Annotated in this window: 6 protein-coding genes; all 6 read right to left on the reverse strand. The window is 49.4% G+C overall.

The annotated features are described in order from the left end of the window. Nucleotides 1-131 precede the first annotated feature (131 nt). Entirely contained in the window at nt 132-3,371 is a 3,240-nt protein-coding gene (locus M2133_RS13095) for an efflux RND transporter permease subunit (RefSeq protein ID WP_277466627.1), read from the reverse strand. Next, nucleotides 3,361-4,836: a TolC family protein gene (locus M2133_RS13100; RefSeq protein ID WP_277466628.1), complete on the reverse strand. Its 1,476-nt coding sequence runs from the start codon at nt 4,834-4,836 to the stop codon at nt 3,361-3,363. The genes M2133_RS13095 and M2133_RS13100 overlap by 11 nt, the downstream gene beginning before the upstream one ends. A 17-nt stretch (nt 4,837-4,853) precedes the next feature. Next, the gene (locus M2133_RS13105) at nt 4,854-8,009 is read right to left on the reverse strand and encodes an efflux RND transporter permease subunit (protein ID WP_277466629.1); all 3,156 of its coding nucleotides are present in this window, start codon (nt 8,007-8,009) and stop codon (nt 4,854-4,856) included. Between the two features lie 83 nt (nt 8,010-8,092). Then, nucleotides 8,093-9,181 carry an efflux RND transporter periplasmic adaptor subunit gene (locus M2133_RS13110; RefSeq protein ID WP_277466630.1) on the reverse strand — a complete coding sequence of 363 codons (1,089 nt, stop codon included), beginning with the start codon at nt 9,179-9,181 and terminating at the stop codon, nt 8,093-8,095. A gap of 328 nt (nt 9,182-9,509) precedes the next feature. Further along, nucleotides 9,510-10,511 carry a hypothetical protein gene (locus tag M2133_RS13115; protein WP_277466631.1) on the reverse strand — a complete coding sequence of 334 codons (1,002 nt, stop codon included), beginning with the start codon at nt 10,509-10,511 and terminating at the stop codon, nt 9,510-9,512. A gap of 661 nt (nt 10,512-11,172) precedes the next feature. Further along, a complete protein-coding gene (gene dusB / locus M2133_RS13120; RefSeq protein WP_277466632.1) occupies nt 11,173-12,159 on the reverse strand; it encodes a tRNA dihydrouridine synthase DusB in 987 nt (328 codons plus the stop codon). Nucleotides 12,160-12,183: the final 24 nt, after the last annotated feature.

The following is a 12,183-nucleotide window of genomic DNA, read 5'->3' on the forward strand; positions in this document are numbered from 1 at the left end:
GCTACGTCTCCGGCTTCAAATCCGTCAGTTGAAACTGACGGCAAAAGAGAGCCTTCGGCACGCGCTACGCGCGCTTTCCCATATTTTGAAACTTGAAGGCTCTTTCAGCGAAAGCTTTGAGGGCTTCACGCTCACTTCTCTCGCTTCAGGGAGAAGATCGGCAGGTAGAAGAAGATGCCGATAAAAGACATGATCAGACCGCCTATGGTGCCGGCGGCCAGGGGGAACCAGAAGGCTTCTTTGGTGGTGCCGACCATAAAGGGGATGAATCCCAGGACGGTCGATACGATGGTGAGGAAGATCGGGGCGATCTTTGCATTCCAGGCCTTGAGGTATAAACGCAGGGGCTTCATGCGGGGATGGCGCAGGCGCAATTGGTTGTACTCGTTGATAATATAGATACTGGCATTGATCGTGATCCCGCAAAGGATGACAAACGAAGCAAAGCCGCCCTGGTCGAAGTTGAGTTTGAACCCATAGAACGTCAGGAACACGCCGATATAGGAGATCGGGATCACAAAGATCACCGCCAGCGGCTGCTTCAACGAGTTGAAGAGGATACTGGTCGTGAAGAAGATGATCACAATGATCAACAATAATAACAGGTACTGCTTGTTGTCCTTTTTCCCCCAACCCCAGGAATAATCCGCTTTCTCCGCGGTATAACCCATGGGCAACTGGCGGTTGAATTCCTTGAGGACACGTTCCTGGATACGGCTACCCTGGTTGGAGGCCCCGATGTATTCGTATTGCAGGCATAAGACGTACTGCTGGTTTTCCTTGGCAACCTTTTGCGGCATCTGCCCTTTCTCGACTGTCGCCAGCTCTGCCAGTTTATACGGTATGCCTTTCACGTATTGCGGCACGTACTGCATATTCCAGATATCGAACGTCTTGGATTGGCGGGAGTTCAATTTCAGTCGCTCCGTTTCGTTATCGACCACGATCGTTCCCGTATAGCGGTCGCGCTCGAACACCGGGCGCAGGGAGGCAAACAACTGGATGGGCAGGATATCCTCCTGTGCCATCCGTTCTTTATTCAGTTTGAAGGAAAACTCCTGGTAGTCGTCTTTGTACCACGAAAATTCCGAATTGATCAATACTTCTTTGATACGGCGATAGGTCAATAGCTGCTCTTTCAACGTCTCGGCCCACTCAAAGAGCTCATCGTAATTGTATCCGTACATCCGGATGCGGTAGTTACCCGCCGACTCACGCACATCGTTGCTGAACCCCTGGTCCTGCAAGCCGTACACGCCCCAACTGCCGCCACCCAATTCGAGCGCTTTGCTGATCACCCGGCTTTTCAAGGTGTACGGGAAGCCTGTCCGCTCGCTCTCCCGGGTGAAGTAGACCCGGATATTCGCCTGACGGGCGCTATAGATGCTGGTTTGGAATTGTTTGATCTCCTGGTAGGTCGACAGGTAAGACTCCATGCGCCGGACCAGGTGGTTCATCTGTTCCAGGGTTGTTCCGTTAGGCATAGAGGCGGTGATAGTCAGGACAACCTCTTCGCTGCGGGTGAAATAACTGCCTTCGTAGACTTTCTGCACAAACAGGCGCAACGTTCCTCCCAAAGCCTTATCGATCACCGGCTTTACTTTTTCTTTATAGGTATCCTTCGCTACGAAGGCATTATACTTTTCGATCAGGTCTTTCTGGAAAGGCGAGAGCGTTTCCAGTTTTTCGTCTTCCGGCTCAATCTTATCGGGAAGCATAAAGACCGGCAGCCCGAACAACAGGATAATCAGGATGCAGGCAATCACTCGCCAGCGCACGAAGAAGCGGATTTGCCGCTCGTAGTAACGGGTAAAGTAGATCGGGAAGCGACGGGTGAAATGGTGTACGCCCTGCAGCCATTTCTTCGGTTTCTTCTCTTTGGTTTTCTGGCGAATCCTGAGCAGTCCCATCTTTTCGATCAGTGCGGGAACCAGGAAAAGGGCAATGAATAACGATACGCCGAGGTTGATAATCACAACCGCGGCAAAGTCCTGCAGGTTCAAACGGATTCGTTCATCCAGGAAAAAGATAATCGCCAACGCCCCGATGGTGGTCAGGGTGGCGGTCAGGATGGAAAGGAACGCACCCCGGTTTTGCCGGTTCCGGATATGGTCGGTCATCACAATCGTATTGTCGATCACCAGACTGAGTGAGATCGTGATACCCGCCAGGGAATAGAGCTGTATCTCCAGGTTGAACAGGTAATAGAAGATCACGGCTATGCCCAGGTTGACGCTCAGGCTGATGACGATCAGCAAGAGGTACTTGGCGTTCCGGGTGATCAATAAGACAAAGAGCAACAGGATCAATACGGTCAATCCCGTGCGGATATAGATCTTATCGAGCTCTTTTTGTATGTATTCAGTCGCGTCGTAGCTGGTATGGATCTCATAGCCTGCCGGAAGGATAGAACGGATATGTTCCATCTCTTCTTTTACTTTCGAAGCCAGATCCAACTGGTTCGCGGTCTCTTCTGCCCGAAGCGAGAGATAGATCGAATTGAGTCCGTTGATGCGGAAATAGTTTTGCGGCGCTTCTTCCTGACGGGTGACTTTCAGGATCTGGTCCAGGCGGATCAGTTTGCCTTCGGCTGTTGTCAGGGTGATGCGGGTCGGGTCGAAACCGTTGTCCAGCCGTTCGGGCACCAGGGCGAGCCGGATCCATTCTTCTCCTTCGGTCAAGGCTATACCCAGGAACTCTTTATGGTAATACTCGCTGATCGCGTTCTCGATCTCGGAAAGCGTAATGCCCAATAATACCAGTTGACGGCTGTCGTACTCCAACCGCCATTCCATCGGGGTTGCTCCGCTGACATCTACGCGGTAGATACCGGCAATACTGCCCAGCCGCGGTTTGATATTCTCTTCGGCGAAGCGTTGGATAAAGATCGGGGTGGCGGCCGCATTCAAGGTATAACTGATAAATGGCCGCGATTCGTTCTCATCGGGGCGGCTCATCTCGATCACCGGATAGCTCAGCCCATTGGGCAGGCCCGGCCAGGTTTGCCGTACGATGGTCGACGCTTCGAAGCGTGCCGCGTCGATATCCGTATATTTATCCAATTCCAATGTGATCCTTCCCCAGCCATTGCCCGAGGTCGAATTGAGGTTTTTAATGCCTTTGATGCGGGCCAGCATCGATTCCAACCGGGAGGTGACTTCCATCTCGATCACACGGGCGGAGTTGTTCGGCATATTGTAGCTGACAGTCAATTGCGGCAGTGTGCGCGAGGGCGATAACTTGATCGGCAGAAGTGGGACAAAAGCCAGTCCTGCCAATGCCAGACAGACAAAGGTGACGATAATAGAAAAAGAGGCCCCCCGGAAACCCAGGGGAGAAGAAGAGGATATTTTTTTCTGCTTATCGGACATAGTGTTTATAGTCGAAATCGCGGCTGAGCGAGATGCCCCGTTCAAAGTCGTATAGTGTCAGCTTGCGGATCTTGAAGTAGCTTAGCCAGTAATTGCAAAGGGCGGAGATATAGTTGCGCTGCGCCTCTTCCTGGCGGTTCTGGGAGAGGGTCAGGCTGCTGATGTCCGCTTTGCCGATCATAAAGCGCTGGCGCGTCTCGTTATAGGCACGGATCGCCAGATCGAGGGCCTCTTCGGCGCTGCCGATCAGGGATTGTTGAATATTGAAATCGCCTACGGTCATGATCACATCTTCTTCCACTGTCAGCTCTTCCTGACGGGCAGAGATCTGGGTCACACTCAGGTTGTTCTTGGCAATATTGTATTTGCCTTTACGTACGCCCCAGTCGATCAAGGGTATTTTCAGCGAGACCGTTACAATATCCTGCTGCAACGGATCGCGGTAGGCGTCTTTGAAGTTATCCGCCACCTGGTTAAAACCGATACTGGCATTGACCGAGGCGTTGAAAAGGGCTTCCTTACGGGTTCTGTCGACCTGCTGTTCGGCTTCCATCACCTGCTGGTCGAGCGCCAGGAACTTGGGATTGTTTTCGCGGGCATACGTCAAGGCTTCATCCACCTGTATCACCATATCCCGCGGACGGCTGGGCAGCTCGAGGCGGATCTCCGTATTCTTGTCGAAGTTGAGGTAAGACGCCAGGCTGAACATGGCGCGTTTGAGGGCAATATCGGCATTCTGCAACGCATTACGCGCATTCACGGCATCGAGCTTCAGGGTCAACAGGTCGCCCTGACTGATCGAGGCGATCTTATGGCGCTCCTGCCCGGTCCGGTAGAGGGTGTCGGAGGCGGCCACCTTATCGCGTGCCAGGTCGTATTCGGCCTGCGCCATGGCCAGATTGAAGAAATAGGTCGTCGCCTGTTCGCTCACCTGCTCGAGGTTGTAGAGGAATTCCCTTTTTACCTTTTCGTATTTGATCGGTTCGATCTTTCGTTCCCAACGGAAAGGATTATAGCCGAGCAGCGACTGGGAGTAGCCGACACGGATGGGTACGGTAGTCACCTGACTGTATGTATTATCCCCGAAGTTACGGATATAACCCAGATCGGAATCGATATAGAAGCGACCGCCCAGAAGGTCGAAGTTCTGCTCGACCAAAAGGTTACCGCCGGCATAGAACGACTGTTGCTTCCGGTAGACATCGATATCATTTTCCGAATCGTAACGCCGGGTGATATCCCGGTAGTACTGGGCGGGAGTGACATTCAGCGTCAGGCTGGGCAAACGTCCCGCCTGGAACGTGCGGTATTGCCAATACCCTGCCAGGTAAAGGTTCTTACTGCGAAACGCCTCCAACGAACTATCGGCCGCCAACGTAATGGTCTTCTCCAGCGTAAGATTCATCTGTGCCTGCGCACTCCACCCTATAAACAGGAGTAAACTTATAACTATCGCTCTTCTCATAATTGATAATTCATAATTCATAATTGATAATTCGTTTGGTCTTCCTTCCGGTAGATAAACCAGTAGACCAACGGAATCACAAACAGACTCACCAGTGTCCCAACCACCATCGAAGCAATCATAGCGATCGCCAAGGGCTTTTGCAATTCACTTCCCAGGTCGTACGTAAACAACATAGGCACCATCGCGAAAACAGAAGTGATCGACGTCATAATAATCGGACGGATACGCCTGCGCCCGGCTTCGTGGATCGCTTCCATCAAGGGCTCCCCTTTCTTCCGTAGTTCGTTGATCACATCCAGTTTGAGGATGGAGTCATTGATAATGATCGCACAGGTCACTACGATACCAATGGCGCTCATCAGGTTCAACGTATGCCCGCATACCCAGAGTACGATCAGGGACGCTGCGATATCGATCGGCAACTCCAATAAGACAATAAACGGTTGCTTGAAGCTCTCGAACTGGGCCGCCAGAATGAAATACATCAACAATACCGAGATCAACAGGATCACTACCAACTCGTTGATCATCTTTTTGTTGGAAAAGAAACTGCCGGAGAAATCGATATCCCATTTGGATTCCTGAGTCGCTGAACGGGAAGCTAACTTTTCGTCGTCGAAAGCCTGCCGGATCTGGGCAACCAGTTGTTCCGGTTTCTCCACCTGATAGAAGTTGAACGGGATAAACTCGCCGTTCTTCCCCGCGGTGATACTCTTCAGGTCTTCTCCCGGGCTGATACGTACCAATGCCTGTAATGGGATAAAAATAACTTCTCCTTTTTTGTCCGGTAAGGAACGGATCAAGGTGTTTTGTAAAATGTCATGAATGGTCTGTTCATTTCCCGCCAGGGTGATCGGCAGGTATTGCTGATACGACCGGAGGGTGGCCACTTCGTTTTCTTTGAAAGCGGTTTTCAATACCCGGTAGACTTCGCTGTAATCGATATTATACAGTAATAACTTCTGCCGGTCTACCGATATGTTCAACTGGTTTTCGAAGGCAATGCCCTCCGGGTTATATCCCGTAATGCCGGCAAGGGTCGTTTCGATGCCGCGGATAACCCTCGGATCGGGCGTTTCCGCTTTGTTGCGCGCATAGAATTCGGCAACGATATCGGCTTCGCCCGTGGTGAACAGTTTTTCGAATACGGTTTCCGGCGGGGCGAATGTATAGACGGCGTGCGGATAATGCGTTCGCAGCCATTTCTCTACTTTCTGCTGTAAGGAGGGGATCTCGGCTGTCTTTTCCGTTTTGAAGTATAGCTCCGCTTCCGAAACCGAGAGTTCTTCTTCCCGGTTGAGGATAAACTGTTGCTGCCCAATGTAAGCCGTATATTGCAGGCCCTCTTGTTGGGCATCGGCAAACAAGAGTCCGACCCGCTGGCGGTTTTCCTCAACGTGGATATTCTCGTTCCATTCCACGCGCACCACCATCTCATTCTGGTCGATCACCGGCATGCGGCTGGTAGGGATCAGGGAGAACAGGACGACACAAGCCGGCACGGCCAATACGACAAGCAACAGGAATGTCGTTTTATGGCTGAATACGAAATCGACTCCGGCGTCATAGCCTTTATTGAGCGTATGGGCTTTGATCGGGTTATTGAATTTGATGTTCCACTTTGTCTTTTTCATCTCGGGAATGCCATAGACCAGTTTGTAAAGGACAGGCAACAGCATGATGCCGGTAAAATAAGAAACCAATAAGCCGATCGTCACCGCGAAAGCCTGGTCGAAGAAGATCGCTCCGGCAATCCCACTCATAAAGACCAATGGAATGAATACGGAGATTGTCGTCAGGTTGGAGCTCAACATCGGCGTGATCACCTCGTTCGTGCCTTTTTCGCAGGCTTCATCCAGGCTGTAGCCCAAGGATCGGAACTGGACAATATTCTCCGTCACAATGATCGAGCTGTCGATCATCATACCCATCGCCAGGATCAACCCGGCCAAAGAAATAATATTCAGGGAGATATTGAACAGATAGAAAAAGAGGAAACTCATCACGATACTGGTAATCATACTCAATCCGATGATGAACGGACTTTTCACATCCCCAAGGAACAACATGGCCACCAGAAAGATAAAGGTAAAGCCCAGGAGGAAGTTTTGCTTCAGGTTCGTGATCGTATAGTCGAGCAGTTCGGTCTGGTTGCGGGAAATGCTAAATTCGATATCGGGATAGATCTCGGCAAAGTGATCGGTCACCTCCATCAGCGACTCTTTCATCTCATCCATATTCTCATCCGCCTGTTTGATCACCGCCAATGTGACCGCCCGTTTCCCGTCCGCCATCGAAAGACCGGTCTCTTTCTCCGGTGAAACCGCTATTTTTGCCAGTTCTTTCAACTGGAAAAGGCGCTCGCCCTGCCGGATAAAAATATTCCCTACATCTTCAGGCGTGCGCAAGAGGGCCGAGAACTTGATGTTGTATTCGTAGTATCCGTCGCGGACCGTCATGCTTCCCGGTTCTATATTGTTTGAGGTCAGCGCCGTCTCCAGATCCTGTAAAGAAAGCCCTGCAATCTCCATCTTATTCAGATCGGGCACGATCTGCAACTGTTTCTTCTGCATGCCCGTGATATCCACCATCGCCACTTCCGGCAACTGCTCGATCCGCCGCTTGATCACACTCTCGGCAAACTCACAGAGCTCTAAGAAGGCGACATCGCCTTCTTCAGTTGAAAGTTGAGAGTTGAAAGTTGAAAGTTGAGAAGAGGACATTTCACTTTTCCCTGTTTTAACCGTCAGGTTCAAGCAAAAGACAGGTATATCCGTCGCACTGGCTTTCACCACCCTCGGGCGATCGATCTCGCGGGGAAGGTAATTCATGGCCACGTCGATCTTTTCGTTCACTTCGATAAAGGCCAGGTCGGTATTGGTGCCAAAGTCGAAACTCAGGCGGATAATGCCGGTCCCGTCGCGCGTCTCACTCTGGATATCCCGCAGGCGGGCGACCTGCATCAGTTGTTGACGGATGGGTTTGACTACCGTATTCTCCAACTCCCGAGCGGAAGTGTTCTGTCCCGAGACCTGCACGGTGATCTCCGGAATCGCAATATCCGGCAACAAAGAAACCGGCAAAGTGAAATAAGTCACCAGCCCCACAATAAAGCAGGCGGTGAAGGCCATAAGGACGGCGATGGGACGCTGGAGTAAAAATTTTAGCATAGCGAAAATTTTTAAGTTGAAAGTTGAGAGTTGAAAGTTGAAAGCGAAAAGGGCAAAGCCTGATAACTTTCAACTTTCAATTTTCAATTGTCACCATCGTTGCCTTCGGCAATGATGGTGACCGGCGCTTCATGCGCCAGGTTAATATTCCCTGAAGTAATCACGATATCTCCCGGTTTCAATCCTTCCACAATCGTATAGTAGCCGGCATTTTCCAAACCGGTTTGCGCGTAATTCCAATAAGCTTTATCGTTTACAAGCGTGAAGACAACCTGTTTGCCCGAACGCAGAACCACCGCTTCTTTGGGTACGACCAATTGTTTGCCCACCGTTCGCTGCACACTGACCCGCACATTCATGCCTTCAAACAGATTGGAACGTTCGGACACGACCGCTTTGACCTGTACCATCCCATTCGTATCGACTACCGGATTGATCTCCGTGATACGGCCTTCCGCTTGGGTGTCCGGTGCGGCATAGGGGGTTACCTCCACCTTATCGCCCGTTTTAATCAAAGGCAACTCGCTTTCCAATACCGTAAAAGAGGCTTCCAGGCTGGATGGATCGATCACCGTACAGAACACCTCCGAAGTGGAAGAACTATTATATGCTTTTGCGAAAAGATTAGCCACAATACCATCGAAAGGAGCAGTCAATACGGCCTTTTCCTGTTCGTAAGTCGCCAGTTCATAAGCCGCCAAGGCCTGATCGTAACCACTTTTTACCCGGACCAGCCGCATCGTTTCCGCAGGCACCTTAGCCGAGTCTTCCAACAGATAGCCCTGTCCGATCAAGACATCCTGCAGTTCCAGTTTCGCCCTTTCCAATGCGTCTTTGGCTTGTACCTGTTTATTCCCCAATCGGAAAGTCGTCAGCTCCGCTAGTTTCTGCCCTTTCCGGACCCGGTCGCCGTTTTTCACATGAACCGCCGCAATCTCTTCCGTCGATTCAAACCGCAGGTCTGCCGACTTCCGTGCCGACAGTTTCCCGTTACTAATCAGTTCATGATGAAAATCAGACTCGTTCAGTGTTATTACTGTGACCTCGTTTGCCTCCTCCGGCAATACGGTCTCCACCGAATCCTCCGCTTCACTTGTCCCCTTCTTTTCCCCACTGCAGGCGCAATATAATCCGGATAAAAGAAGCAAGGTTAACAACTTGTAGTATTTCATACCTTTCTATTTTAGTAATCGCATCCGATAATCTGCAAATCTCGTGAAAGCCGAATGCAGAGATGAGCTTGCTCAATCTATGCTAAGGCGCATCCGATCTTCTGCAAATATAGCAATTTCCCAATACGATGTTATCGTAACCCCTTTAGAATTAAATTAATTAGAGTTAATTCACACTTTCGCAAACGCCTTCGTTTATATAATAATCACGCTTTCAATCCATTACCATTGTTAGATTATCTGGCTGCATCAAATTATTAATCACTGAAAGATATCCGTATATCAATCCGCACTAATTTAATTGGTATATAAACAATATAGAAATGAATCAGATCTCCAATTTTGCAATAGCGAAATCAGGAGACAAGCCAATAAGATAAACCGTATTATTTGATGGATCGCCCGCTAATCGCAATAGCGGTATCCCTAAATGGATAATTCGGATTAACTCAAGATCGTAATTGTATAAAAAAATCGTTTGCGGTAGTTTCTCAAAATCACGCCCCACCGTAGACTCATCGGTATGATCTGTAGAATAATCCCGTTGCAAAGCGACAATGTAATCTTGTGTCAAGGCAAGATCGCTTATGTTCTTTTGGGATACATCACCTTTTAATTCTCCGTCGATTATCTGAAAATTAGAAGAAAACAAAACTTCTTTATCCAGTATAAACTCCCCATTTTGCCGTTTATACATGGATATATAAGGAAATGAAAAAGGTGCATATACGAACACATCTCTTAAGGAGTTAAATTTGATACTGCCTTGGAAAACATCGTATCTATTCGCTATATCGCCTTCGTATGGTAATTTCCCAAAGGAATAGGAATCTTTTGTTCCTAAAACAGTAAATGGTTTATCTATTTTCGGATCAAAAACAAGATATTGGCTATTTCCCAACGGGACCATCCGCGTGATAAAACTTCCTTCTCCATAGTTTAGGACTACCTGCTCTTGTAACAAATCGCCTTCTTCTGTAATCCGAATCTCAAACTGTTTTCGTGAATTCGCATTATAGGCAAAAAGAGCGTTCTCTGGGTAATACGTCGAAAGGGAAGGTTGTACCAATTCCTCCGGACCGGAACCGATAGATATGGCTTGTCCGATCTCTATCCCCGTTTCCCGATCCACAATGTGAACAAAATTCTCCGTAGTAAATGGATTAGCCCACAAGATATAATCCTTTGTCAATCCTAATTCTCCAGGCATCATGGTCTCCAGATCATTTAAAATGATCTCGGGAATACCCTCGACTCGTTCTACCTCCCCTTGCTTCGAATGACACGAAACAAGTGCAATGAAAAGCGCTATAAACAATTTGTTTTTCATATTTCCTACTTCACTTTGTTTGACACAAAAGTAAATGGTATCCCATAAACCGGCAAATATTACTGATTACATTTTGATTATATACTGCTTGTCTCTAAATGTTTTTAAAATTTCCCCTAAGTGAAACAAAACACTCTCCTTTTTACCGCCACTACCCCTTGTCAATAATAGGAATATATAGTTGCTTCGATAATTTCAAGAATAGTAGGGCGTATTTTTTCTTTTCTGAGGGAGTATTTGTTTGTTGATAACCGTCAACACATTTGTTGATAATTATCAACAAATGAATGCTCCCGGCAATACGCTGAAATACAGCTGCGTATGAGCTTTCCGCTTTCTGCCTCAAATAAAGGGCTGTGTTCTTTCAGAATGAGTGCTGGAGATGTGAATGGACGCCACAAGATTATGGGGGTGATCCGAAGCGGGGAGGATTTCGGATAGGACGGAAAATAAAAAACCGTTTGGATAGTCCCAAACGGCTTTTCTTGCTTTCCAGTGGAATAGCCTCCCGACCGCTCCATTGCAAAGACTTGTTAACCTTAGATCTAAAATACTATGAAAAAAACTCACGGCAAAGATAGAATAAAATATCATTTGATAGCGGTAAGTTTTGTTATAAAAAAGTGTACAAATAGAACAATGCAGGCCTAATTGATATATATCAATTGATTTTGAACGGATCGGGGATATTGTCCAGGATGGTGAAAAGCTCGTCTACCGTGGCGGCACGCAACATGGCGATGCGGGTGGGTTTGAAGTCGGGAATGCCTTTGAACAGAGGGGTAGCGGCTAGGTGGCGACGGATATGCAGGATGCCTCGCCGTTCGTCCAGGCGCTCGATACTTTGGCGTACCTGTTGCTTGAGGATCTCGAGATACCAGGTGAAAGACTCGGTGGGAAGCTGCTCGCCGGTGGTCAGGTAATGTTTTACTTCCCTGAATATCCAGGGGCGGCCGATACTTCCGCGGCCGATCATTACGCCGTCGACACCGTAGCGGTCGAAACATTCACGGGCCCTTTCGGCAGAGGTCACGTCGCCATTGCCGATGATCGGGATCGTCATGCGGGGATTGTTGCGGACGGCACCGATCAGGGTCCAGTCGGCCTCGCCGGTGTACATCTGCGCACGCGTACGGCCATGGATCGAAAGGGCGGCAATGCCACAATCCTGCAACTGCTCGGCCAGGTCGACAATGATCCGGTTGTCGGCATCCCAGCCCAGGCGCGTCTTGACGGTGACCGGGATACGCACGGCCTTGACCACCTCCCGCGTGATCTCGAGCATCAGGGGAATATTGCGGAGCATACCCGCCCCGGCACCTTTGCCGGCAACTTTCTTCACCGGGCAGCCGAAGTTGATATCCAATAGGTCGGGACCAGCGGCTTCGCAGATGCGGGCGGCTTCGACCATGGCTTCCACTTCCCGCCCATAGATCTGGATCGCCACCGGGCGCTCCTCTTCGGAGACGGTCAGTTTCTGCTTCGTTTTGTTGACATGGCGGATCAGGGCGTCGCTCGACACAAATTCGGTATACACCATATCGGCGCCAAACTGCTTACACATCAGACGGAACCCCATATCCGTCACATCCTCCATTGGCGCTAAAAAAATCGGCTGTTCCCCTAAATCGATATTCCCTATCTTCATCTTTCTACTTTATTGAGACCACAA

The sequence above is a fragment of the Parabacteroides sp. PF5-6 genome (assembly GCF_029504695.1).
Classification (GTDB): domain Bacteria; phylum Bacteroidota; class Bacteroidia; order Bacteroidales; family Tannerellaceae; genus QVMG01.

Excerpts from the sequence above, each read along its gene's own strand:
- M2133_RS13095 (WP_277466627.1), bottom strand. The coding sequence starts at position 3,371 with ATGTCCGATAAGCAGAAAAAAATATCCTCTTCTTCTCCCCTGGGTTTC.
- M2133_RS13100 (WP_277466628.1), bottom strand. The coding sequence starts at position 4,836 with ATGAGAAGAGCGATAGTTATAAGTTTACTCCTGTTTATAGGGTGGAGT.
- M2133_RS13105 (WP_277466629.1), bottom strand. The coding sequence starts at position 8,009 with ATGCTAAAATTTTTACTCCAGCGTCCCATCGCCGTCCTTATGGCCTTC.
- M2133_RS13110 (WP_277466630.1), bottom strand. The coding sequence starts at position 9,181 with ATGAAATACTACAAGTTGTTAACCTTGCTTCTTTTATCCGGATTATAT.
- M2133_RS13115 (WP_277466631.1), bottom strand. The coding sequence starts at position 10,511 with ATGAAAAACAAATTGTTTATAGCGCTTTTCATTGCACTTGTTTCGTGT.
- dusB (WP_277466632.1), bottom strand. The coding sequence starts at position 12,159 with ATGAAGATAGGGAATATCGATTTAGGGGAACAGCCGATTTTTTTAGCG.